The 25,537-nt window shown below is 35.1% G+C and carries 23 protein-coding genes and 1 riboswitch; of the genes, 20 read left to right on the plus strand and 3 right to left on the minus strand.

Annotated elements, in window-relative coordinates:
• Positions 1 to 4 precede the first annotated feature (4 nt).
• The 4 genes from EKH84_RS05070 (at position 5) to EKH84_RS05085 (ending at position 3,878) form a co-directional block, all read left to right on the plus strand.
• Positions 5 to 955 carry an aldo/keto reductase gene (locus EKH84_RS05070; protein ID WP_127065425.1) on the plus strand — a complete coding sequence of 317 codons (951 nt, stop codon included), beginning with the start codon at positions 5 to 7 and terminating at the stop codon, positions 953 to 955.
• Positions 956 to 1,086: 131 nt separating this feature from the next.
• Entirely contained in the window at positions 1,087 to 1,728 is a 642-nt protein-coding gene (locus tag EKH84_RS05075; RefSeq protein WP_127065426.1) for a TetR/AcrR family transcriptional regulator, read from the plus strand.
• 78 nt (positions 1,729 to 1,806) lie between these two features.
• Complete coding sequence (locus tag EKH84_RS05080) at positions 1,807 to 3,057, plus strand: MFS transporter (RefSeq protein WP_127065427.1); 1,251 nt, start codon at positions 1,807 to 1,809, stop codon at positions 3,055 to 3,057.
• 236 nt (positions 3,058 to 3,293) lie between these two features.
• Complete coding sequence (locus EKH84_RS05085) at positions 3,294 to 3,878, plus strand: DUF2271 domain-containing protein (protein WP_127065428.1); 585 nt, start codon at positions 3,294 to 3,296, stop codon at positions 3,876 to 3,878.
• 161 nt (positions 3,879 to 4,039) lie between these two features.
• On the opposite strand, the gene bioB is transcribed toward EKH84_RS05085, so the two are convergent.
• A complete protein-coding gene (gene bioB, locus EKH84_RS05090) occupies positions 4,040 to 5,011 on the minus strand; it encodes a biotin synthase BioB (RefSeq protein ID WP_127065429.1) in 972 nt (323 codons plus the stop codon).
• Between the two features lie 262 nt (positions 5,012 to 5,273).
• Between bioB and EKH84_RS05095 the strand changes: the two genes are divergently transcribed.
• The 5 genes from EKH84_RS05095 to EKH84_RS05115 all read left to right on the plus strand — a co-directional run bounded on the left by EKH84_RS05095 (position 5,274) and on the right by EKH84_RS05115 (position 8,693).
• On the plus strand, positions 5,274 to 5,840 hold the full coding sequence (locus tag EKH84_RS05095; protein WP_127065430.1) for a TetR/AcrR family transcriptional regulator: 567 nt from the start codon (positions 5,274 to 5,276) through the stop codon (positions 5,838 to 5,840).
• 2 nt (positions 5,841 to 5,842) lie between these two features.
• On the plus strand, positions 5,843 to 6,946 hold the full coding sequence (locus tag EKH84_RS05100; protein WP_127065431.1) for a 4Fe-4S dicluster domain-containing protein: 1,104 nt from the start codon (positions 5,843 to 5,845) through the stop codon (positions 6,944 to 6,946).
• A gap of 13 nt (positions 6,947 to 6,959) precedes the next feature.
• Complete coding sequence (locus EKH84_RS05105) at positions 6,960 to 7,496, plus strand: hypothetical protein (RefSeq protein WP_127065432.1); 537 nt, start codon at positions 6,960 to 6,962, stop codon at positions 7,494 to 7,496.
• A gap of 4 nt (positions 7,497 to 7,500) precedes the next feature.
• Entirely contained in the window at positions 7,501 to 7,866 is a 366-nt protein-coding gene (locus EKH84_RS05110; protein ID WP_013655402.1) for an ACT domain-containing protein, read from the plus strand.
• A 167-nt stretch (positions 7,867 to 8,033) separates the two neighbouring features.
• Positions 8,034 to 8,693, plus strand: a complete 660-nt coding sequence (locus tag EKH84_RS05115; protein ID WP_127065433.1) for an HAD family hydrolase — start codon at positions 8,034 to 8,036, stop codon at positions 8,691 to 8,693.
• Between the two features lie 289 nt (positions 8,694 to 8,982).
• On the opposite strand, the gene EKH84_RS05120 is transcribed toward EKH84_RS05115, so the two are convergent.
• The gene (locus EKH84_RS05120) at positions 8,983 to 10,044 is read right to left on the minus strand and encodes a hypothetical protein (RefSeq protein WP_127065434.1); all 1,062 of its coding nucleotides are present in this window, start codon (positions 10,042 to 10,044) and stop codon (positions 8,983 to 8,985) included.
• A 288-nt stretch (positions 10,045 to 10,332) separates the two neighbouring features.
• Between EKH84_RS05120 and EKH84_RS05125 the strand changes: the two genes are divergently transcribed.
• From EKH84_RS05125 to EKH84_RS05135, 3 genes are all read left to right on the plus strand, one after another.
• Complete coding sequence (locus EKH84_RS05125; protein ID WP_127065435.1) at positions 10,333 to 11,535, plus strand: glycosyltransferase; 1,203 nt, start codon at positions 10,333 to 10,335, stop codon at positions 11,533 to 11,535.
• 157 nt (positions 11,536 to 11,692) lie between these two features.
• Positions 11,693 to 12,877 carry a M20 metallopeptidase family protein gene (locus tag EKH84_RS05130; protein WP_127065436.1) on the plus strand — a complete coding sequence of 395 codons (1,185 nt, stop codon included), beginning with the start codon at positions 11,693 to 11,695 and terminating at the stop codon, positions 12,875 to 12,877.
• A 268-nt stretch (positions 12,878 to 13,145) separates the two neighbouring features.
• The gene (locus EKH84_RS05135) at positions 13,146 to 14,069 is read left to right on the plus strand and encodes a helix-turn-helix domain-containing protein (protein WP_127065437.1); all 924 of its coding nucleotides are present in this window, start codon (positions 13,146 to 13,148) and stop codon (positions 14,067 to 14,069) included.
• Between the two features lie 152 nt (positions 14,070 to 14,221).
• Here the strand turns inward: EKH84_RS05135 and EKH84_RS05140 are convergent, their stop codons facing one another.
• A complete protein-coding gene (locus tag EKH84_RS05140; protein ID WP_127065438.1) occupies positions 14,222 to 14,668 on the minus strand; it encodes an Hsp20/alpha crystallin family protein in 447 nt (148 codons plus the stop codon).
• Positions 14,669 to 15,085: 417 nt separating this feature from the next.
• Positions 15,086 to 15,211, plus strand: a riboswitch (SAM riboswitch).
• A gap of 137 nt (positions 15,212 to 15,348) precedes the next feature.
• Here EKH84_RS05140 and EKH84_RS05145 point away from each other — a divergent pair.
• The 8 genes from EKH84_RS05145 (at position 15,349) to kdpC (ending at position 25,430) form a co-directional block, all read left to right on the plus strand.
• Complete coding sequence (locus EKH84_RS05145) at positions 15,349 to 16,689, plus strand: CapA family protein (protein WP_127065439.1); 1,341 nt, start codon at positions 15,349 to 15,351, stop codon at positions 16,687 to 16,689.
• A gap of 19 nt (positions 16,690 to 16,708) precedes the next feature.
• Positions 16,709 to 17,734 (plus strand): methionine ABC transporter ATP-binding protein, encoded by a 1,026-nt coding sequence (locus EKH84_RS05150; RefSeq protein WP_127065440.1) that lies wholly within the window; start codon positions 16,709 to 16,711, stop codon positions 17,732 to 17,734.
• Positions 17,712 to 18,383 carry a methionine ABC transporter permease gene (locus tag EKH84_RS05155; RefSeq protein WP_013655426.1) on the plus strand — a complete coding sequence of 224 codons (672 nt, stop codon included), beginning with the start codon at positions 17,712 to 17,714 and terminating at the stop codon, positions 18,381 to 18,383. Before EKH84_RS05150 ends, EKH84_RS05155 begins: the two co-directional genes overlap by 23 nt.
• 34 nt (positions 18,384 to 18,417) lie before the next feature.
• Positions 18,418 to 19,272 carry a MetQ/NlpA family ABC transporter substrate-binding protein gene (locus tag EKH84_RS05160; protein ID WP_243118640.1) on the plus strand — a complete coding sequence of 285 codons (855 nt, stop codon included), beginning with the start codon at positions 18,418 to 18,420 and terminating at the stop codon, positions 19,270 to 19,272.
• A gap of 127 nt (positions 19,273 to 19,399) precedes the next feature.
• A complete protein-coding gene (locus tag EKH84_RS05165; RefSeq protein WP_127065442.1) occupies positions 19,400 to 20,563 on the plus strand; it encodes a M20 family metallopeptidase in 1,164 nt (387 codons plus the stop codon).
• Between the two features lie 329 nt (positions 20,564 to 20,892).
• On the plus strand, positions 20,893 to 22,632 hold the full coding sequence (kdpA, locus tag EKH84_RS05170) for a potassium-transporting ATPase subunit KdpA (protein ID WP_127065443.1): 1,740 nt from the start codon (positions 20,893 to 20,895) through the stop codon (positions 22,630 to 22,632).
• Positions 22,633 to 22,647: 15 nt separating this feature from the next.
• Positions 22,648 to 24,717, plus strand: a complete 2,070-nt coding sequence (kdpB, locus tag EKH84_RS05175) for a potassium-transporting ATPase subunit KdpB (RefSeq protein ID WP_127065444.1) — start codon at positions 22,648 to 22,650, stop codon at positions 24,715 to 24,717.
• Between the two features lie 110 nt (positions 24,718 to 24,827).
• Entirely contained in the window at positions 24,828 to 25,430 is a 603-nt protein-coding gene (kdpC, locus tag EKH84_RS05180; RefSeq protein WP_127065445.1) for a potassium-transporting ATPase subunit KdpC, read from the plus strand.
• Positions 25,431 to 25,537 lie beyond the last annotated feature (107 nt).

Consider the following 25,537-nt stretch of genomic DNA (forward strand, 5'->3'; position numbering starts at 1 on the left):
AGAGATGAAGTATGCCAAATTAGGAGATACAGAAATTCCAGCCATAGCATTAGGTACTTGGTCATGGGGTACGGGTATTAATGGTGGAAATCAGATTTTTGGAAACAGCTATGGAGAAGAAGATCTTAAGCCGGTTTTTGAGCTAGCTATGAAGCAAGGATTTAATCTATGGGACACAGCAGCTGTTTATGGTATGGGAGCAGCAGAAAAGATTTTAGGAAGCTACATAAAAGACAATCCTAATGTGATTTTATCTACTAAATTTACACCTTTAGGCTTACAAACTAGAAAAGCAGTAGGTAGATTTTTAAAGAAAAGTTGCTGTAGGCTTGGTGTAGAACAAGTAGATTTATATTGGGTTCATAGTCCGGCGAATGTCCAGAAGTGGACTAAAGAGCTCATTCCTCTTTTAAAACGGGGAAAAGCAAAGCATGTAGGCGTATCTAATCACAATCTTGAGCAGGTCAAAGAAGCAGATCATATTTTAAAACAAGTAGGCTTCAAGCTTTCGGCTGTACAAAATCATTATAGCTTGTTATATCGAGTATCTGAAGAAACAGGTATTTTAAAATGGTGTGAGGAAAACCAGGTAGTTTTCTTTTCCTATATGGTACTAGAACAAGGTGCCTTAACGGGAAAATATGATGGTGAGCACCCTTTTAAGAGAGGCACAAGAAGAGCAAAAGCTTTTCCAGTTGAAGTCCTTAATCAAATCCAAGGCTTACTAAAAGGACTAAGAGACCTAGGAGAACAATATAAGGCTACACCCGCACAAATTACTATAGCTTGGGCATTAGCTAAAGGGACTGTCCCTATTATAGGTGTTACTAAAAAAGAACAAGTAGAGGATTTATCAAAGACCTTTGAAATTGAATTAACAGCAAAAGAGGTAAAAGGCTTAGAAAGACTAGCAAAAGATGTAGGTGTTAATGTAAAAGCAAGCTGGGAAAACTAACGTAAGGGCAGTTTGGTAAATAGAAAAGCTAGCTAATTAGCTGTATAGAATAATCAGAAGAAACAGATTGACTTAAAGATAAAATTGTTATAATATACATACATAACGACGGTATGTATACGAGGTGACAAATGGCAAGAAATAAGTATCCAGAAGAAACAGTGAAAAAGATTTTAGAGGTTTCATATAAGCTTTTTTATGAAAAGGGTTATGATGAAACTTCTATTCAAGATATTATAGAGGAATTAGGTATGTCTAAAGGTGCTATTTATCATCACTTTAAAAGTAAAGAAGACATACTCAACAAGATTTGTGAAACTAATTATTATGAAGGCATTTGGAGTAGATCTTTAGACCAGATTCCAGGTAACAATGCTTTAGAGAAGATGCGAACAGCTATGCTCACTGAACTAGGCAGTAGTAATAAACGTATGCTAGATAAGATGAGTACACCTTTATTAAAGAATCCTCAAATTGTAGTAAGGCAACTAAATGTAACAGTGAACGAGTTAGCACCAATGTTTGAGTGGTTTATTGAAAATGGTAACAAGGATGGATCTATGAAGGTAAATCAACCAAAGGAAGCAGCACAAATAATAGCCATTTTGATTAATGCATGGGTGAACCCAAGTTTGTTTAAAGTAGATCGAGATGCTTTTATAGCAAAGATTAACTGCCTAAAGGAAGTAGTAGATAACCTAGGTATACCACTAGTAAATAAAGGATTTTTAGAAGTAGTGACAGACTATTATGATGTAGTAAGTGAAAAATAATAAAAGCCCGAAAGGGTTTTTATTTTGAATAGATACATACCGACGTTCGGTATAAAATTAATTTCAGGAGGGATAGATATGCAAGGGAATAAAGGATGGGGTAAAGATTTTATACTAATGGTAATAGGGCAGATTATTTCCTTATTTGGAAATTCTATTTTAAGATTTGTTTTATCCTTATATGTACTAGATACAACACATTCAGCAACTATATTTGGAGGGATATTAGCTATTTCTATGATACCAAGTGTGGTATTATCACCTATTGGCGGGATTTTGTCGGATAGAATTAATAGAAGAAATATTATGGTAGGCCTAGACTTTATTACTTCAGCTTTGATATTAGGTTTTGCAGTTTTACTCAAAGTAAGCCATCCTATTTTACTAATAGGAACGGTTATGATAATACTGGGTTGTATTCAAGCCTTTTATCAGCCATCGGTTCAGGCAAGTATACCCTCATTAGTAGATGAAGAACATTTAATGGCTGCCAATGGTATGGTAGCACAAGTCTCAGCTTTAGCCAGTTTATTTGGACCTATTGTAGGTGGATTTTTATATGCATTCGTAGACATGACATGGATTTTAGTGATTAGTACTGTATGTTTTTTTATATCAGCTGTAATGGAGTGCTTTATTAAAATACCATTTGTAAAAAAAGACCGTACTCAAGGCATATTACAAATGGTTATAGGAGATACAAAAGAAGCTATTCACTTTTTAAAAGATGAACAACCGATTTTATTTAAGATGCTATTTATTATTGCAGCTTTGAATTTGTTTTTATCAGCCTTATTAGCTGTGGGCCTACCTTATATTCTTAACGAGACACTTCAATTAGGAAGTCAGTATTATGGTTTTGCACAGGCAGCGTTAGCCATAGGTTCTATAGCAGGTGCTATTCTTGCTGGGATAGTTAGTAAAAAGGTAAGTATGAATAAATCCTATGTATTTTTATTTGTCGCGTGTATGGGTATTTTACCTATTGCAATTGGAAGCCATTTAACTGAAATACCTATAGTAGCTTACGTTTTTATTATCATAGGAGAGTTAGTGTGTATTATGTTTGCAACGCTATTTAACGTATTTGGTCAAACCTTTGTTCAAACGCGAACACCTAATGAATTAATGGGTAAAATTATGGCCTTTGTTATGGCAATAGCGACCTGTGCTTATCCATTAGGGCAGGCTATGTATGGGGTATTATTTGATGTATTAAAGAATCAAGTATGGCTTGTTATTTTAATAGGAGCTGTTCTAAGCTTATTAGTTTCAGTAGCAGCCCAAATGAATTTAAGAAAGTTAAAAGAGAGTGGAGCTACTATTTAAATATAGGATGTTACCAAGGGAGCTAAGCAATAGGTAACGTCATGATTTTATTCATATTCCGCTATTTGCCTAACAAAGCTATGGCCTAAAATATGTATAGACATTTAACAAAATCATGATATAATAAAGTGAAAATTGTGAAAATAAATTAACTAATCCTAAAACATAAATTCTTTGTGTGGTAGGATTTTTTTATACAGTATAAAAGTTGAATATTAAGGGAAAGGTAGAAGATAATGAAAAGGAATATTTTGGTTATAGGGGTAATTGGGGCTATAGTATGTAGCCTAACGGGATGTGGTAAGAAAGGAGAGGTGAAAGTGCAACCAGTTGAAGTACAAACGGCTGGGACAGTTGCTATAGGGTTTGATTATACAAAGCGGGAAGGTTACTCATCTAATCAATATGCCATATGGATAGAGGATGAAAAGGGGGATTTGGTGAAAACAGTTTGTGCAACACAGTTTACGGCGCAAGGTGGATATGAGAAGAGGGCTGAATCAATTCCAATGTGGGTAGAAAAATCTGGTATTAGTACATATGACCAAGAGCAAGTAGATGCAATTACAACTGCAACGCCGAATACAGGAAAAGTGATGTATTTATGGGATTGCAAAAATGAAAAGGGCGAACAAGTGCCATCAGGAGTATATACATTTTTTGTAGAAGGAACTATTTATAAGAAGAGTGGTGTGCTGTATAGTGGGAAAATAGATATAAGTGGTGGAGCGTGTGAAGTAGAAGCAGTTCCTGAATTTACCACTGATGAAGCAGCAGAGAGTGATCTTATTGTAGATGTGTATGCTAAGTACTTGCCTTGACAAAAAGGATTGCATAGTAAAATGTGAAATTTAATTACTTGTAAAGTGATGAATAGATGGTAATAGCGTAAAAAAACATGCATGACTAGAAAGAATGTTCTAGTTATGCATGTTTTTTGCATGGATTAGGAATTTGCTGTATGATGTGATGTTCTATTCAATTATTCATTCCAGAGGGAAGGGATGAAGCCAAGTTCATCTAGCATTTTCATATCTTGCTCAATAGTAATCCCAGTAGTTGTAAGCATATCTCCAGAAATAGCAGCATTAGCACCGGATTGAAAACAAAGTCTTCCTTTGTCTGATAACAGACCTCTACCACCTGCTAAACGAATGGAAGCATTAGGTACGAGAAAACGAAAAATGGCTACGATGCGGCGCATTTCATCATTGGTTAAAAGAGGGTTATTTTCATAAGGAGTACCAGGAATAGGATTTAGCATATTAACAGGAATAGAACGAATGCCTAAGTCTCTAATGGTAAGTACCATATCAATGCGATCTTCCATGGTTTCACCAAGTCCCATAATACCGCCACTACATACGTTCAGCCCAGCTTTTTGTGCAGCTTTAATAGCAGCGATCTTATCTTCAAAGGTGTGAGTAGTACAAACATTTGGGAAGTTACGCTTAGAGGTTTCTAAATTATTATGTACTCTATTAATACCTGCAGCTTTGAGCCTTGCAAAAGCACCTTCATCTAAGAGCCCTAGAGAAGCACAAACTTTGATAGGAGAGGTTTCTTGAATAGCTTTACTACTAGCACAGATTGGCTCGATTTCCTCATCGCTTAATTTCTTACCAGATGTAACAATAGAAAAGCGGAGTACACCTCGCTTCTCATTATATTGAGCTTGCTTAACAATAGTGTCAGTATCAAGTAGAGGATATTCTTCTACAGGTGTCTCATAAAATGCCGATTGGGCACAATACTTACAGTTTTCTGAGCATTTACCACTTTTTCCGTTAATAATGGTACAGATATCAAAAGCATTACCACAAAAGTGAAGGCGTAAGGCGTTAGCTGACTCACACAGTTCTTCTAAAGGCATTTCTACGAGTTCTAAAGCCTCACTTTTTTCTAGTAAATCACCACTTAATACTTTATTTTTGAGTTCCAATAATCTATTCATTGACACACCTTCCTATCGTTTGATTTTTAAGAAGCGTAGTTAGAAAAATTTATTGTAGTATAAATTAATAAAATAATATTGTCAACTATTTATATGAAAGTGGTTTACAAATAGGTAAATAAGTTTACTAAGAAAACAAATAAAAAATCTTGACAGGTGAGCGAACGCTAACTATACTCAAAAGTGAGCAGTTGCTCACTAAATTGATTAGGTAAGAAATCTTAATACGAGTCGATTGACTTGTAAAAGGAGAAATGTGTAAATGACAACGAAAGAAAAAATATTATTAGAATCGATGAAGCTATTTTCAGTGCAAGGTTTTGCGGCTGTTTCAGTAAGAACTATAGCAGCAGCAGTGGGGGTAAGAGACAGTGCCTTATATAAACATTTTAAAAGTAAACAAGAGATTTTAGATGGCATAGTAGAGGAATCTAAATTACGTTTTTTAAAAAAGTATAAAGAGCTAGAATTAGAAAAAATGAATTTTGATAATGTAGTAGAGACTTGTATGCAGATGTTTAATTTTCAAACACAAGATGAATGGATTATCATGTTTAGAAGACTTCTACTAATAGAACAATTTAATAATCCTCAGATGGCTGCTATTTATAAAGCCTTGTTTGTGGAGATGCCAGTTAATTGTCAAAAAGAAATTTTTCAAAACTTAATTAATCAGAAGATGATGAAGGATAAGAATGCGGAAGTAATGGCCATGGAGCTCTATGCACCATTTTTCTTATACCATACGATTGAAGAACCTAAAGAACGAATGAATCCTTTACTTAGAAAACATGTAGAAAATTTTATGGAGATGTATATGGAGGGATAGAAATGAAAGGATATCCATTAATAACAAAAAGCCAAGCTAGAAGAAATGCTAGCATTAAGCATATTCAAAAAGCTTATCAAAAACAATACAGACATATTAAAGGAGGTTTTCCAAAAGCAAGGATTAGTAAGGTCGTAGCATTACGCAGCCAAAATAGTTTTTATGATTTGTCAAATAAGCAAATAATAAAAAAGGCACCAGAAGATTTGAACATTCATTTGTTACTAGAAGAACTTAGGGAAAAAGGGATTTGTGGCTTAAGTGGCAGTGGGTTTCAAACAGACAAGAAAGTAAAGGCAGTAGTGGATGCAAAAGTAAAGGAGAAAGTTCTCATTATTAATGCAGTGGCCTGTGATCCAGGACTTATTCATGATGATTGGCTCATTAAACATGAGCTAGGAAAGATTGAGAAGGGGATAGCATTACTGAATAAGTATATTGGGTTTAATAGAATCATACTGGCTACAAAAGAGAAGATAGATAGCAAAGATTATGAGGTATGTTTAGTGCCTAATAGGTACCCTATGGGTGCAGAAAAAATACTGATTAACCATGTATTAGGAAAGAACTTTGCAGCTAATGAAATACCTACTATGAAGGGGATTTTAATGCTCAATGTTCAAACCATCTATGCTATTTACGAGGCCATTTATGAGGGGGTAGTAGCTAATACTAGACTTATAACAGTAGCAGATTTATCAACAGGTGAGGCTTTAGTAGCAAGGGTTAATGTGGGCGATAAGGTCATAGATATTCTAGGTCAAACCCTAGGAAAAAGACCAAGGTTAACCCCTTACTTTGGAGAAGGAATAATGATGGGACGTGAAACTACTCAGGAGGATGAAATCACTCTTACTACGAATTTTATAGGCTATGGAGAAGCTATTAGTTATGATCAAGAAGCAAGATGCAGAAGATGTGGTGCTTGTAGTAGAAAATGCCCAATGCAAATACGGGTAGATAAAATAATTGCAGCTATAGAAAAAAATAATCTCTCGGTTATAAAAGAGCTTCATCCAGAAAACTGCATTCAATGTGGTGCATGTACCTACCACTGCAAGGCAGGGAAAAACACAATGGCTTTGGTTGAAGAATTAAAGGGTTGAGGGGAGAGCGATTATGAGGAAAAAGTATGTGGTTTGGGGAATTGTTTTATTATTTATTATTACATTTTATTGGGTAGAATTTAGTCCTTGGAGCAGTACAGCCTTGCAAAGTTATAATAATGGCTATGGAACTTTTGATATGAAAAGTTATGATGCAAATAGTGTTTATACGGTTTTAGACCAGATGGAGCCAAAAGGGTTTAGCATCTACCAGAAGTATTTCATAGGGGACTTTTTATTTGTGATAGGTTTTGGTGGTGTACAGATTTTACTTTCTCTATATGCCTATAAATGGACAAAAGCTAAATGGATACGTACTATTACTATTGGTGTACCAGTTGCTAGAGGATTATTCGATATCATAGAAAATATATTGCTATTTAGTGTATTATTATTATATCCTGTGCAGCATCCCATAGCTGTTACTATAGCAGGTATGGCTACATCCATGAAGCTATGCATGATAGGCATATGGGGAGGATTATTTATACTAGGAATAGTCATAAAGTTAGGTCAGTATATTATGAAAAAAAGAGTATTGGGGAGATGATGAAGTGGATTTGCAAATGATTAATGAGGCATTTTCTATATGTAAGGTAAAGGATTTTAGTGAGGTAAATTTAAATGAACTGTATGTATTCACAAGTCATACGGATGAGGAGTATTCCGTTATTTGCCCAACAAAGCTAGTACCTAAAGCATGTATAGAAGTTGAACATGACTGGCGTTGTTTTAGAATAGCGGAAGATGCTTCTTTTGGAAAGTATGGAATGATAGCTTTCTTAGCAGATATTATTGCTAAGCAGAAGACAGGAATTTTGGTGGTGGCCACGTATGATACGGATTATATTTTAATTAAAGGCTCTAAATGGGAAGAGGTTAAAGGCGCATTAGAAGAAAGTAATTGTAGATTTATTTAGAAGATTAGATTTCCCGAATGGAATGAAAGATGAATAATAGCTTGCTTACTTATTAGATATTCTATATTAGGGAGATCGTACTAATAGGTTAGGCTTTAGTTTGGTGTTATAATATTTTTTATAGAAACCAAAAAGTATTAATAATGACAAACTCGAGGGGAAGCACAATGAATAAACAATATGATGCAGTTATTTTTGATTTAGATGGTACCTTAATCGATTCCATGTGGGTATGGGAAAAAATTGATGAGACTTTTTTAAGTGAATTAGGGCTTGCAGTACCTAAAGATATGGATAAAATATTAGAGGGCAAAAGTTTCACAGAAACAGCTATTTATTTTAAAGAACGTTTTAAATTAGAAATGAGTATAGAAGCTATCAAAGAACGTTGGAATGAGATGGCATGGGAATTCTATACTAAAAAAGTACCATTAAAAGCAGGAGCTAAAGACTTTTTAGTATGGCTTAAAGAAAAGAATATTAAAATGGGCATTGCTACTAGCAATAGTATTGAACTAGTAGAAGCTGTACTTGAAGCATTAAATATTAGAGATTACTTTAGTCAGATTCGCACCTCTTGTGAAGTGGGTAGGGGTAAGCCTTTTCCTGATATCTATTTAAAAGTAGCAGAAGATTTAAAAGTGGAGCCTCATAAGTGCTTAATTTTTGAAGATATTCCAAATGGACTGAGAGCTGGCAAATCAGCAGGTATGACAGCTTGGGGAATATTTGATAATCAAACAGAAGAAATGCAATTAGAAATGAAGGAGATAGCAGATCATTTTGTAATGGATTATTATGAAGTGATGAAAAGCTTTGAAATCTAATAACTAAAGAGCAAGGATATTCAAAGATGATACTGCTAAGAGAATATTATTTTTAAGTAAAGGGTAGTAAGTAGGAACAAGTATAAGGGCTACACCGAAGCAAATGTGTTTGATAAATAAAAGGGGCAAGAATCTTCTTATTGATTATTGCCCCTTTTATTGGTGCTTTAACGTGATAAAAGATAATAGCTCATTTGGTCTAGATAGATGAGTGCTATATGATAGCTATTTATAATCAAGACCTATGATAATCAAAGCTTATGGTAATTATGAAATGCTATATGTTTAGTCATTTTAAAAGGGCCTCTGCATCATATGCCAGAAGAGCTGTGAGTTGATCAAATGAATAGGCCTCTTTTGTTTCGGCATTTCCGAAAGAGCCGAACATTTCATGAGCTGTATCTTTGATTTTATATTGTTCCATGCGTTGTATACATTGATCATAAAGAAGCCTATCACCAACAACAGCAGCTATTCTAGCAGCTAGTGCATAAGCGGCTGTTGATTGAACATCTGTTAAGGCTTCCCCAGTAAGGCTATAGCTACCATATAAAGTACCTTCATCTATACGTTGCTTTAACCACTGTAAACTACTAGCAGGAAGTTCTTCTATTTCAGCTAAGTGCAGTAGTGTCTTAAGTCCATGAATGATATGAATAGGCTCTTCGTTATAGGCATCATTACTGGTGTAGTCATAATGATTGCGATAAAGAGGAAAACTATCAGATATAAACCCTGAATGAACAGTAGCTTTTGTATCATCTAAGATAGGTTGCCAACGAGAATCATAGGTACTTAATTTATGTAGAAGTTTAAAGTTAGCATAACACAATGTAAGAAAGTTATTTCTATTTTTGTACTGCACATCATAAAAGTCAACTAAGTGACCATTAGCAGTATTGGTTTCATATAAAACATTAGCATAAGCTAATGCTTGATTTGTATAGTCTAAATTATTAAAGGTTTCACCTGCTAGAAGTAAGGCTTCTATTAGCCGAAAATCATCTATCAAAGCATTGATTGAGAAGCCTTCACGATACACATAGAGAGGCTTGTTTTTTAACTTTTCTTCACAAAATAATCTTAGATTCTCAAAAGCTGACTCATTTTTGGTATACACATAATGTAGCATCATAAGACCCATAGATTCACTTAAAACCTCCTCACCAGAAGCATGATCATAGGATGGGGATGGGAGATGATAAGTGGTTTTGATACCGTAGTCGCTACGAAACATTTTTTTCTCTACAAATAGTTGAGTAGACTTTAGCTCAGAAGCTTGGGTATTAGAACAAGATGAGGTCACAACTAACATCATAGCAATAGAAAATAAAATTAGTTTTTTATGCATACGTTTTAATCCTTTAAATATTTATTTTTAATTAGGGTCATAATACTTATTTCCCAATAATATTTATTTTTCCTATATTACTTATTTATACTGTATTATTTGTCTCTACTATAATACTTATTTCGACATAAAATACTTAAAGCATAATAATGTGATTAAAAATAAGCAAATTTACTGGAAAATTATATATAAAAATGGTAAGTATTATTAAATTTAGCCAATAAAGGGCACACTATAGACGACTATTTAAAGTTAAATAGGTATGCTTAAGCGAAATGGAGATAACAAATGATTATACTGTTTTGGATATTAGAGTTAACCATTTTATACGATATTATTATTTCTTTTTTTTCTTTTAAAAAGAGAAATATACCAATTGAATATGTACTTAATCGGACTGCCACTTTTACTGTATTGATTGCTTGTCATAATGAGGAACAAGTCATAGTCGATAATTTATTGGCTTTATATAATAGTGATTATGATAGGCAGTTGTTCCATGTGGTTGTCATTGCAGATAACTGTACAGACAAAACAGAAATACTATGCCATCAGTTTAAAGAAAAAAATCCCGATTTTAATATGACAGTTGTACCTGTGAAAGGGGGAAGTAAGCCCAAGGCTTTAAATGCTGGCATTGACTATTTAAAGCAACATAACCTCTGGAATAATCAGTATATTGTTATACTAGATGCAGATAATAAGGTGAGTCCTCAGATGCTTACAGCCTTTAATTATTATCACCAAGAGTTTGATATACTTCAATGTAGGATATGTTCAGCCAATGATGAAAGTTTTGTTGCAAGAAGTTTTACGACTGCCTTTAATCGAACAACCTATGATAGACAAATTGCTAGAAATAACATAGGTTTATCAGCATCCCTCAGTGGCACAGGATTTAGTATTGATCAAAAGGTTTTTGACGAGGTTGACTTTCAGCATTGTACAACACTAACAGAGGACTTAGAATTTAGTGTACTGTCTATCTTAAAAGGATATAAAATCAAGTTTGTCGAAGAGCAGTATGTACTTAATCAACATCTTGATGGATGGGTTCCATCTATTGTTCAAAGAGTAAGATGGTGTAGAGGCCATATGCAAGTAAGTGTTAAGCTGACAGGAAAACTCATTAGAGAATGCATTAAAAAACCTAGCTTGCAACTAGTAGATACCTTTTTGTTTATTAATACCCCTATAAGAGTACTTTTATTTACAATAATTGGGATATATATATTGATTACTAAAACATATATATCCCTTTTGTTTATTAGTATAAGTATACTGATTTTTATCTATACTATTTTCTATACCATCTATTGTAATAAGTATGACATATCGTATATCCTTAATCAATTTCATTATGCGATATGTATGTACTTTGCCATTGTATATGGTACGCTTACTTATAAAAGTACAGTTTGGGTTAAAACAAAGCATAAAAAGATTACAGGTATTTCCAAAGCTCCAGAGAATACTTCTGACAAGATTTAGTGGAGTAAAATGAAATCATTTTTACCATAGAAATAAGGATAGAAGCTATTAAAGAGCGCTAAAATCATATATACTGAAAATATCATACTAAAAGAGACTGTTAAAAGCAAAAGAATAATAAGGAAATCTCATACAAATAAAAGGAAGAGAAAGAATGATGAATAAGTTTATTGAACAAGCTAAATTATTAAAAGATGACATAGTAAGTTATAGAAGAACCATTCATAGTGATCCTGAAGTGGGTGCAAAGTTGCCAAAGACAAAAGCATTTGTAATAGAGCAATTAAGAGCTATGGGATATGAACCGGAAGAGATATGTGAAAGTGGTATAGTGGCCACAATTAAGGGGAATAAACCAGGAAAGACTTTTTTGTTAAGGGCAGATATGGATGCACTACCAGTAACTGAAGAGACAGAATGTGACTTTAAGTCAACTAATGGTTATATGCATGCTTGTGGGCATGATATGCATACGGCTATGCTTTTAGGTGCTGCCAAATTACTTAGAGAGAATCAAGAGCAAATAGAAGGAACTGTAAAATTAGTATTTCAACCAGATGAAGAAGGCTTTACTGGAGCTAAGAAAATGATAGCGGCAGGCGTCCTTGAAAATCCAAAGGTAGATGCAGCCATGGCGATGCACGTTCACTCGGGCACACCTTCAAATGTCATATTATGTGGCTTAGGAACAAGTATAGCAGGATGTAATAGATTTAGAATTGTTGTAAAAGGAGCGGGCTGTCATGGGGCAATGCCTGAGCTAGGCGTGGATCCTATCAATATAGCTGCTCATATCTATCTATCTTTACAAGAAATTATAGCTAGAGAAGTATCAGCTACTCAATCAGCGGTTGTTACTATAGGAAAGTTTGTTGGAGGAGACGCAGCAAACATCATACCTGGCCAGGTTATTATGGAGGGTACTATTAGAAGTTTAGATAAAGAAATAGGCGAATTTATATTTAACAGAATGAATGAAATAGTAACTTCTACAGCTAAGATGTTTAGAGGCGAAGCAGAATTAATAGAACTATCTTCTGTACCACCACTAACTAATAATAATAACTTAGCACATGAAATAACAGACTATGTAAAGGACTTAGTAGGTGAAAAGTCAGTAGTATTATTTGAGTCAGGTGGTATGGGATCAGAAGATTTTGCTTCTTATTCATATGAAGTACCAAGTGTTTATATGATGTTAGGTGCTGGTTCAAAAGCCGAAAATGATTTATATGGTGAGCCTATGCATAGTGCAAAGGTTGTCTTTAATGAAGAAATATTACCTACGGGAGCTGCGATTCATGCCTATAGTGCCATCATGTGGTTAAAAAATAATAAGTAGTGAATAGAAATCAGCATTACACAAAGCAAAAGAAAGTCTTTTTGTTATATTTAAAAAGAAGCTGTAGAGTAAATCTACAGCTTTTTTATTATAATAAGACATTAAAAGTCCTATAAAAATGGAGTTAAATATGCGAAGAACAAAATCCTTATATGCTATAATGAGAATAGTCTTATTATAGAAAGCAGAAGTCTTGCATCAACTGATTTTTTTTGCAAGGTACTTTTTGAAAACTTGAGTTATACTGCTGTTAGAGGTGAAATTGGTGATGGAATGGTTAAGTAAGATGAATGATGCTTTGGATTACATAGAGTCAAATATAACAGGTAAAATTGATTATTGCGAAGTTGCCCGTGTTGCCTGTTGCTCTTTGACGCGATTTCAAAGAATGTTTACATTCATGACAGATTTAACAATAGGAGATTATGTGCGGTTTAGAAAAATGTCTCTTGCAGGTGAGGATATTAAAAATACTGATATAAAGGTAGTGGATTTAGCTAATAAGTACGGATATGAATCTCCAGAGGCATTTACGAGAGCTTTTCAAGCTTTTCATGGTATGCCGCCAACGATTGTCCGAAAGCTGGGAATAGCCAAAAAATATCAGCCAATCACTTTCCAAATCAAGTTTGACGGAGGTAGTATCATGACTGGTTCAAAATCATTAGTTCGTATTGAAGAATTAAATCATATGAAAGTAGTTTCCTTTCAAGTAAATTGTGACAGACCTGAAACTTTGGCATGGAATCAATTACGAGAGGGGGCTGTAAAAAATCTGAATGACTATGAAGCTAGGAGATATATAGGTTTTGTACCTAATGGACATCACCCAACAGGGGAAGAAAATGATTTTCATGAATATAAGGCTCAAATGGTTTTGCATGGGGAAGAAGGACTCAATACAACTTTGCTAGGCGCAAAGGTGAGTGATGCACCTAAAGGCCTATTTCTTGTGGGTGATGTGGTGTTGAATGAATTTAATGAAGATGGAACTTTAGATATAGGTTTATCCATGAAAAAATCATCACAGACTATATATGAGTGTATGTTGGATATGGGCGGCTATGATGTGGATTTTGACGGTCGAAATTATTTAGAAGAACATCTTTTTTCGAAGGAATGGTTTTTAGCTGACAATCCCTCGAAGGTACCAGTAGAATTTAAGTTTTGGCTTCCTATAAAAAAGAAATAGATTTTTCACCTTTTTTGAGTGAGTAAATTAAGAAATATTGTGATAGAGAGCTATCTAGCTCTCTATTTTTATTGTATAGGAAAGTCCTGCTTTCCTATACAATAAAAATAGACTGCTGCAATTTGGTGCAGTAGTCCTCTAAGTCTTAACTTTTATTGGATTTCAATTAATCGTTTTGCTTTGGGTACTTCTTCTTTTGGAATATTTATCTTTAATATACCCTCTTCTAGTTTAGCTGTAATGCCTTCTACTTTAACATCTTTTAAGCTAATCGCACGCTGCATAGAAGCAATGCGACGTTCTCGATGGATATATTGATCTTTTTCATCATTCATTTCTTCTTTTCGTTGTACGGCTATAATCAGTTGATCGTTCTGATAGTCGATGGCAATGTCTTCTTTTTTTACGCCTGGCATCTCTGCTTCAATAGCATAGCCATTAGCATCTTCTTTAATATCTACCTTAAAGGTGTCATACTTAAAATCCCTTAAGTTGAGAAGATCATTGTTAAAAAAGTCATCCATTACATGATAAAAGTCTACAAATCCGTTGTTGCTCCTTTGAACTGCTTGACGATTGAATGGTGTTAATCCAAACATATAAACTCCTCCTTTAAGAAACCTTTTTATAGTTTTGTTAGCACTCTCATTGGTCGAGTGCTAATTACACTTATAATATAGGCTTCTTAAATGTCATTGTCAAGTATTTTTTTAATATTTTCATAAAAATTTTGTATTTATAAAATATGCTTTCAAACCTTCATTCAAAAAGTAACTTATAGTGTCAGAAACAATCTATTACTAAAATACTAGGAATTAAAAATGTGGAAATTCATAGTTGTAAAAACCAAGTAAAATCAATACATGAGGTTCAAAAGCTTGAAAAATCAATATCTAGCTATAGGAAAAAACTATATTTTAAATATAAGCAATTTTATTGACAATATTCGACGAAGAATATATACTACAAAACATATTAAAACACTAAGAAATAAAAACACAGAAATAAAAAACTGTTTCTTATCGAGAGAGGCTGAGGGATAGGCCCTATGATGCCCAGCAACCGGACATTCCATAAGTGTACACGGTGCTAATTCCTACAAACGTAGAGTAATTAAAACTTTGAGTTTGAGAAGATAAGAAGGTGAGTTCTGCTTTATTTGAGCTACTTTCTTATCAATAAGAAAGTAGCTTTTGTATTTTATATAGTAAAACATATATAGGTTAGAACGATCTTCTACAGATGAAGGAGTTTCTAAAACAACAGGGAGGTGGAGTAAATGTCGCTAGCAGCTGAAAAATTAAAATATCGCTTATTAGGAGTAATCAAAGGCGATACTTATAGATATTCCCAAAATGTGCAGGGGGACTTTAGTAATTTGCAGCCAGGGGAGTTTGATTGGTGGAAATATAAGTATTACATAAAGCAGATTGAAAGAGCAGAGAAAGGTAGTCAAATTGAGGATTATTTTAAAAAGCAAGACCTTACATTTTCATTACCAGAGGCATTTGAGATAACAGGGAAATTTACTTTAACAGCGGGTGGAGACTTACTTTCAGGAGACCAGTTAACACCAGAGACAACCGAGCATTTCTGGGATGAGGTAGAAGACTTTTACTTTGATGGAGTAGACAGCATTTACGCTAATTTGGAAACGCCTATAGCTTCTTCTAAACCAGTTCAGAATGCACCAAGAAGTGTTAATAGTACGCCAGAGCTTAATGGAACACTAGGTATGTTTGAAAGATATTTACATGGTGGAAGAGGGATTAATTTTTTCTCTACAGCTAATAATCACTGTTTAAATCAAGGAGAATCAGGGCTTATTGAAACCTTAGAATTGATTGATAAAAAAGGCTGTAAACAGGTTGGGACAGCTAGAAGTATAGAGGAACAAAGAGACATTCCCATCATAGAAAAGCATGGGGTAAGGGTAGCATACTTAGCTTATACCTTTACTCTGAACGGTGATCAAGTGCCAGAGGGAAAGCCATATTTAGTAAACCATGTCAAGCTGAATAACCCGGGAGAAAAGCTAGATTTAGTGAAGGAACATGTACAAATTGCTAGGGAAAAGAATGCTGACATTGTAGTTGCCTGTCTCCATTGGAGCTTAGAATTTGAATCCTACCCTATTCAAAACATCATCGATATGGGACATCGGGTATTAGAGGAATGCGGCGTAGATATTATTATAGGCAATCATGCTCATGTCGTGCAGCCTATTGAAAAGTATAGCTTCATAGATCCAATACAAGGAGTTAGGAAAACAGGACTGATTGCTTATTCGTTAGGCAACCTGGTAGGAGATTTTAATACGTTGAATGCTTTACTTGGGATTCTAATAAAGATTGAATTGACTAAAGGAATCCATAAGGAAAAAGAAGTAACGGTGATAAGCGATTTAAAGGTATTTCCTTATTATATCTTTAAGCAATATGAAAAGGGAAAATATAAGGAAATTAAATTATTAGATTTCATTAAACTGATAAACAACATAGAAAAAGGACAACTTCCTTATGTGTTTACAAAGAAACAGCTCAAAGAAATTGCTCATTTAAAAAGACTATTTTTGAGGTTAATGCCAGAAGACAATGCAGGTATTCTAGAAAAAAACTAGGAAGAGGGGAGGAAAAAATATGATTAAATTAAGTCATATACATAAGACCTTTCATACAAAGGGTACAAAGGTTGAAGCACTAAAGGATATTAATTTAGAGATAGAACAAGGCGATATTTTCGGAGTAATTGGCTATAGTGGGGCAGGGAAAAGTACGCTCATTCGCATCATTAATTTACTAGAGAGGCCTGATGAAGGAGAAGTAGAGGTAGACGGCGCCATACTTACTCAAATGAATAAAAAAGAATTGTCTAGAGTGCGTAGTAATATCGGGATGATTTTTCAAGGCTTTAATTTAATGAACAGTATTAATGTTTATGACAATATTGCAGCGCCTCTTAAAAATTTAAAGTGGAATAAAAAAGAAATTGAAGAAAAGGTCAACAACTTACTAGAGTTAGTAGATCTAACAGATAAAAAATATGCTTATCCTAATCAGCTGAGTGGTGGGCAAAAGCAAAGAGTAGCTATTGCAAGGGCACTAAGCAGTGATCCAAAGATTCTGCTATGTGACGAAGCTACTTCCGCTCTAGACCCTACCACAACCAAATCTATTCTTCAGCTTCTAAAGGAAATTAGATATAAGCTGAATATTACCATTGTAATCATTACGCATCAGATGGAAGTAGTAAAAAGCATTTGTAACCGCATTGCCATTATGGAGAAGGGCGAAGTGATTGAAAGTGGAGATATTGTAGAAGTTTTTACTAGTCCTCAAAGTCAGGTAGCCAAAGACTTTGTTGCCCATTCTTCAGGAACCATCATTAACGAAGAAGATTTAACACAGTTTACAGGTATGGTATGCAAATTTAACTTTTATGGTGAAGTAGCTCATGAACCTATACTTTCAAAGTTAGAACGAGACTTTGATATTCAAGTTAATATCTTATTTGGGAATATTGAGCATCTTTATACAGGCATTGTAGGGAGCCTTATAGTTGAGCTTAGAGGTGATGATTGGCAGATACAAAAAGCGCTTGATTACTATAGAACATTGAATACAAAAGTGGAGGTGATTAAACATGCTACAGCAATTAATACCTAATGTAATTGAATACTCAGCAGAGCTAGGAAAGGCTTTTAATGAAACAATGATCATGATTTCTGTATCAGGTCTATTTGCTTCACTCATAGGCATTCCAGTAGGGGTCATGCTACTTGTTTTTTCAAAGGACCATATTTGTGACAACAAATTAGTTTATTCCATTGTTTCTAAGATTGTAAATACATTAAGGTCTATACCGTTTGTTGTACTTATAGCAGCTATCCCAGGACTTACTAGAATGATTGTAGGAACAACCATTGGTGTTAAAGGTGCTATTGTGCCACTGGTAGTTGCCAGCTTTCCTTTTATAGCAAGACAAGTAGAAATGGCACTTCTTAAGGTAGATAGAGGTATTATTGAAGCTTATGAGGCTATGGGATTTTCAACATGGAAGATTATTACGAAAGTAATTTTAGTAGAAGGTAGAAAAGATATTATCTTAGCCATTACTGTTTCACTTATTAGCTTAATTGGTTATTCAGCTATCACTGGAACTGTTGGTGGAGGCGGACTTGGCGATTTTGCTATTAGATATGGTTATCAGTACTTTAAGACAGACATTATGATCGTTACCATTATTATTATTTTACTCCTAGTTTATTTGATTCAGGGAGTGGGAGATTTCATCTATAAAAAATTGGCTCATTAATAATAAATTATAAAAAGGATAGGGAGAGATGACAATGAATAAAAAGAAATTATTATCTATTATATTAACAGGTGTATTAGCATTAGGAGTTTCAGCATGTGGGGCAGGAAAACCAGCAAGCAATGAGGCAAGTAATACTACTCAGACAGAAAAAACAGATAGTGGGGAAAAAACAGTTCTTAAGATTGGGGTAAATGGTACAGATTTTCGCTTGTGGGATAATATCAATGAAAGGCTGGCAGAGTATAATATTGAACTTGAACCAGTGAGCTTTTCTGATTATATTAAACCTAATCTTGCTTTAGCAGACGGTGAAATTGACCTTAATGCTTTCCAACATGAACTTTATTTTGAAAATTTCATCAAAGAACATAGCTTAGACTTATCTTCAATCGGCTATACATTTATTGCACCTCTTGGCTTATATTCAAACAAAATCAAAAGCTTAGATGAAGTTAAAGATGGGGCAACTGTGGCTATTCCAAATGATGCTACTAATGGCGGAAGAGCATTACTTCTTTTAGAGTCAGCAGGGCTTATTACTTTAGATGGGACAGACAAAGTGACACCAACTACAAAGAATATTGCAGAGAATCCAAAGAAGCTTGAATTTGTTTCAATGGAATCTGTACAAATCCCACGTTCTTTGGCAGATGTAGACTTTGCAGCTATTAATGGTGGTGCAGCAACAGATGCAGGCATCTATGATTACATTTATAGAGAAGATCCAGAGCAAGAAAATGCACAGCAATATTTTAATGTCATTGCAGTAAGAACAGAGGATAAAGACAAAGAGGTATTTAAGAAGATAATGGAAGTCTACCATACAGATGAAACCAAAAAGGCAATTGAAGAAATTTATAGTGGTGCTTATATCCCAGTATGGTAGAATCTAAATAGTGATTAGTTTAATTAATAGATGAGTGGCAATTTAGAGAAATAGGGCTGCTACAAAATAGAATGAAAGAAAGCATTCGTTTTGTAACAGCCCTGTATTTTAATAGGAGGAGAAGCTTATGAATAGCAAAAAGAATAGTTTGTTTCAATATATTAATGAGCATCAAGAAGCGTATAAGACCATTGCAAAAGAAATATTTGCTCGCCCAGAAACATCTAACCATGAGTATTTTGCCAGTGGCATTTTGTCTGAGAAATTAGAAGAACATGGTTTTGTAGTAACTAGAGATGTAGCTGGACATCCTACAGGTTTTACGGCTGTTAAAAAATCTGAGAAAGCGGGACCAACGTTAGCATTTTTAGCTGAATATGATGCTTTAGCAGGTCTTGGACATGGCTGCGGGCACAATCTCATTGGTACAATAAGTACATTTAGCGCCATTGCCCTTAGTAAGCAGTTAGAGGAATTAGGCGGAGAGATAAGGGTTTACGGTACACCTGGAGAAGAAGGAGGAGAAAACGGTAGTGCTAAAGAAAGCTTTGTGGTAAAGGGTTATTTTAAAGATGTGGATATTGCTTTAGAATTACATCCAGGAAGAGTTAATACACTAACACCAAAATCACTGGCACTTGATCCAGTTGATATTGAATTCTTTGGAAAAGCTGCTCATGCAGGGGCCGCACCTGAACAAGGAATTAATGCCCTTGATGCACTGATTCTCACCTATAATGGCATTAATGCCCTAAGGCAGCATTTAACCTCTGATGTGAAGATACATGGCATTATTTTAGATGGAGGGACAGCACCTAATACGGTTCCTGATTATACGAGAGGGAGATTTTATTTAAGAGGAGCAACAAGACAAAAAGTAAATGAAGTTTATAAAAAAGTAGAGAAAATAGCAGAAGGAGCGGCACTGGCAACAGGGTGCACCTATAAAATGGGGCTCTTTCAAAATAAGGTAGATAACATTATTCCTAATGAAAAGCTAGACTTAGTTTATAAGGAAACTTTAGAGGAGTTAGGAATAGAGTGGACAGATGACCGAACCTTTCCTTCAACTGATGCAGGGAATGTGTCACAGGTTATCCCGCTTCTACATCCTATTTTTAAAATTACTGATGAGGAAGCACCACTTCATTCAGAAGTCTTCTTGCAGGTATGTGGCAGTGAAGAAGGTATTGGTAAAATAGAGGAAGGCACACAGCTTCTTGCTTATACAGGACTTAAATTACTAGTAAATCCTGAACTCGTCAAGCAAGTTATATCAAATCATAAGTGATTAAGCTACTGATTACATTTCCTTAAAAGAATATAATGAAAAGCCTTGTTCCATAATAATAAGTTTAGTATTAAGGAAAAAATAAATGAATAAAGACCGTATAAAGATTGCATAAAGTTTGAATCTAGTTTTGGAAAAAACGATTCATCTTTATGCAATCTTTATGTTTATCTATATAACCCTAATACTATACTCATTTTCTGTGTGTTAGATTAAAAGGGAATTAAGAAGGGAGTGACAGTGATGCAAGTTGTTACAAGTTTAATTGGTTTAGTAGGGGTAATGTTCCTTATTTATTTAACAACGATATTTTTTAAAGGGGATGAACGATAATGTCTACAGCATTGCAATATATCATTTACTTAGCAATTATAGTGGCCCTAGGGATACCTTTAGGCAAATATATAGGCAAGGTAATGGATGGAGAGAAGGTATGGCTTTCAAAAATACTGTTACCTTGTGAAAGAGGTATTTATAAACTATTAAAAATCGATGAAAAGGAAGAAATGCACTCAAAAAAATATGCCTTAAGTGCTATAGCTTTTAATCTAGTAGGCTTAATCGTATTATTCTTTTGCTTGTTACTTCAAAAAATGCTTCCCTTAAATCCAGAGGGAATCCCAGGTCATTCATGGCACTTAGCTTTTAACACCGCAGCAAGTTTCGTTACTAATACTAATTGGCAAGCTTATTCGGGAGAAAGTGCTTTAAGTTATTTTTCACAAATGATGGGACTAACCGTTCAAAATTTCGTTTCAGCAGCAACTGGTATTGCTGTTCTATTTGCACTTATTAGAGGTCTTAGAAGAGTAGAAAAGAAAGGCATTGGTAGCTTTTGGGTAGATATGACAAGAACGATTCTTTATATCTTAATGCCATTAGGAATGGTAGTAACTATTGCACTTGTATCACAAGGGGTTGTTCAAAGCTTTGAACCTTATGAAACAGTAAGCTTAGTAGAACCCATTACCTTACAGGATGGAACAGTTGTTACAGAGCAAGTAATACCCATGGGACCAGCAGCAAGTCAAATAGCGATTAAACAACTTGGAACAAATGGTGGTGGCTTCTTCGGTGTTAACTCCGCACATCCATTAGAAAATCCAACAGCATTATCTAATCTTATAGAAATGATTTCTCTCTTATTGATTCCAGTAGCACTTTGCTTTACGTTTGGAAGGAATATCAAAGATAAAAAGCAGGGCAAGGCCATCTTTATAGCTATGTTTATCCTGTTAGTTATAGGCCTTGGCATTATAGGTTTTAGTGAACAACAAGCAACACCTCAGCTGGCACAAAGTGGTGCGGTAGATTTATCTAGCACTAATCAAGCTGGGGGGAATATGGAAGGTAAGGAAAGTCGTTTTGGTATAGCAAGTTCAGCGACTTGGGCTTCCTTTACAACAGCCGCTTCTAATGGTTCTGTTAACTCTATGCATGATAGCTATACACCAATAGGTGGTATGATTACGATGCTTCAAATGCAGCTTGGAGAGGTTATTTTTGGAGGAGTCGGTTGTGGTTTATATGGGATGATTGGTTTCATTATTTTAGCTGTATTTATAGCAGGTTTAATGGTGGGTAGAACACCGGAGTATTTAGGTAAGAAGATAGAACCTTATGAAATGAGAATGGCAGTTCTTGTGTGCCTTGCAACACCTATTGCTATATTAGTGGGAAGTGGTATTGCAACCTTAGTACCATCTGTCTCTGACAGCTTAAATAATAACGGTGCTCATGGTTTTTCAGAAGTACTTTATGCTTACTCATCTGCTGGCGGTAATAATGGCTCAGCTTTTGCAGGCTTTGGGGCAAATACCCCTTTCTTAAATGTAACTATTGGGCTTGTTATGTTATTTGCAAGATTTGTACCAATGCTTGCTACCTTAGCTATTGCAGGTAGTATGGTAACTAAGAAAAAAGTAGCAGCTAGTGCAGGAACACTTCCTACACATGATGCCATGTTCATTGGTATTTTGATTTTCGTTGTACTTCTTATTGGCGCATTAAGCTTCTTCCCAGCCTTAGCACTTGGACCAATAGCAGAGTTCTTCGAAATGATTGTTTAAGGGAGGATGAATAAAATGAAAGAAAAGACAAAAAGTTCTTTAACAGATAAAGAAATGCTAGGAAGGGCCATTAAAGACTCCTTCATTAAGATGAATCCTAAAAAGCAGCTAGAAAATCCTGTTATGTTTCTGGTTTATGTTTCATCTCTATTAACAACAGCATTATTCGTAGTTGCGCTATTTGGTTTAAGAGATGCACAGCCAGGTTTTATATTAGGTATTACAGCTGTACTTTGGTTTACTGTATTATTTGCTAACTTTGCAGAGGCCATTGCAGAAGGTAGAGGGAAAGCACAAGCAGATGCCCTTAGGGCAGCTAAGAAGGAAGTCAAAGCTTATAAAATCCCTTCTATCTCACAAAAAACACAAGTGGTAGAAATCTCATCTGCCAATCTTAAAAAAGGAGACTTAGTCATTGTTAAAGCAGGAGAGCAAATTCCCGCAGATGGTGAGGTAGTAGAAGGGGTGGCTTCTGTAGATGAAAGTGCTATAACAGGCGAATCTGCTCCAGTTATTAGAGAAAGTGGTGGCGATCGCAGCGCTGTAACAGGTGGGACTACAGTTACATCAGACTGGTTAGTAATTGAAGTCACAAGTGAGGCGGGTGAAAGCTTCCTAGATAAAATGATTGCCATGGTAGAAGGTGCTTCTAGAAAGAAAACACCCAATGAAATTGCACTTCAGATTTTATTAGTAGCTTTAACGGTTATTTTCTTACTTGTAACGATTGCCTTATATTCTTATTCTTTGTTTTCTGCTAACCAAGTGGGTATTAGTAATCCTACCTCAGTAACAGCTTTAGTAGCTCTTCTTGTATGTCTTGCACCTACAACTATTGGCGCCTTACTTTCAGCTATTGGCATTGCAGGTATGAGCAGATTAAATGAGGCGAATGTCTTAGCTATGAGTGGTAGAGCTATTGAAGCAGCAGGTGATGTAGATATCTTAATGCTAGATAAAACAGGGACTATTACACTTGGAAATAGAGAAGCTTGTGAGTTTATTCCAGTAGATGGTGTGCCTGTAGAAGAATTAGCAGATGCAGCTCAGCTTGCTTCATTAGCTGATGAAACACCAGAAGGAAGAAGTATTGTGGTACTTGCCAAAGAAAAGTTTGGCATACGTGGACGTAATATGAATGAATTAAAGGGCATTTTTGTCCCTTTTACTGCCAAAACAAGGATGAGCGGTATTGACTATGAATGTAATGAAGTTCGTAAAGGCGCAGCAGATGCTATTAAAGCATATGTGCTTCACTTAGGCGGTACTTATACAAACACCTGTGATGAAGTGGTTAAGCGTATTGCAAAAGCTGGAGGAACGCCTCTTGTGGTCGCAAAAAATGGGAAAGTATTAGGCGTTATTAACTTAAAGGACATTGTTAAAAAGGGTGTTAAAGAAAGATTTGCAGACCTTCGTAAGATGGGGATTAAAACCATTATGATTACTGGTGATAATCCATTAACAGCAGCAGCCATTGCAGCTGAAGCTGGCGTAGATGATTTCCTAGCTGAAGCTACACCAGAAGCTAAGCTTGCAATGATTAGAAAGTTCCAAAGCGAAGGACACTTAGTGGCTATGACAGGTGATGGAACTAATGATGCACCAGCCCTGGCACAAGCTGATGTAGCAGTGGCTATGAATACAGGAACACAAGCGGCTAAAGAAGCGGGGAACATGGTAGATTTAGATTCTTCCCCTACAAAGCTTATTGATATTGTTCGCATTGGTAAACAGCTTTTAATGACTCGTGGAAGCTTAACCACATTTAGCATCGCTAACGACATAGCGAAATATTTTGCTATTATACCAGCTTTATTTATGGGACTTTATCCAGGGCTTGCTGCCTTAAATATTATGGGACTGCATAGCGCAGAAAGTGCTATATTCTCAGCAATCATCTACAATGCTCTTATTATTGTAGCGCTTATTCCTTTGGCACTTAAAGGTGTTAAATACAGAGAAGTACCAGCGAAGAAATTGCTATCTAGGAATTTACTCATTTATGGACTAGGGGGTATTATTACACCATTCATAGCGGTAAAACTCATTGATATCATTATTGTGGCCATTGGGATTGTATAAGGTAAGGCCAGTGTAATCACTTTATTTATAATTGTTTGCATTGTTGTTTATAGTGGATATGGTATAGCCGAGTGTCTTACATTTTTAATAGATTAAAGGAGAGGACTTATATGAAAATATTTAAAGGTGTTTTGCCAAAAGCAATAGCATTTTTTATAGTCTTAACAGTGATGTGTGGAGGTATTTACTCCTTAGGAATGACAGGAATGGCACAAGTGTGCTTTAATAAACAAGCTAACGGGAGTATAATCGAAGTAAATGGAACAAAATATGGCAGTGTGTTATTAGCCCAGCAGTTTACAGGGAATGAGTACTTGTGGGGAAGAGTAATGAGCGTTGATACAGGAACTTTTACTAGCAAGGATGGAAAAGCACTAATGTATGCAGTACCTTCTAATCTTAGCCCAGCAAGCAAAGCCTATGAGGCGCTTATAAGTGAGAGAGTACAAAAGATAAAAGTAGCACATCCAGACCAAGGAGATACACCAGTTCCAGTAGATTTAGTAACGATATCAGGTAGTGGATTAGACCCTCATATTTCTATAGCAGCAGCTCAGTATCAGATAAATAGGGTAGCCAAAGCGAGAGGCGTATCAGAAGAAAAGGTAGAAGAAATCATTAATAAATACACAACTCATAAGTTTTTAGGAGTACTAGGGGAAGATGTCGTTAATGTATTACAGGTTAATCTAGCATTAGATGGTATTTTATAAACATAACTTAAAGATGAACGGAGTGGTTAACTTACGGAGTTCCGCTCCGTATTTTTCCAAGTATGACATCGTTTTTATTAATAGAAAAAGGAATTAGAGGGAGATAA

The organism is Cellulosilyticum sp. WCF-2 (genome assembly GCF_003990395.1).
GTDB lineage: Bacteria > Bacillota > Clostridia > Lachnospirales > Cellulosilyticaceae > Cellulosilyticum > Cellulosilyticum lentocellum.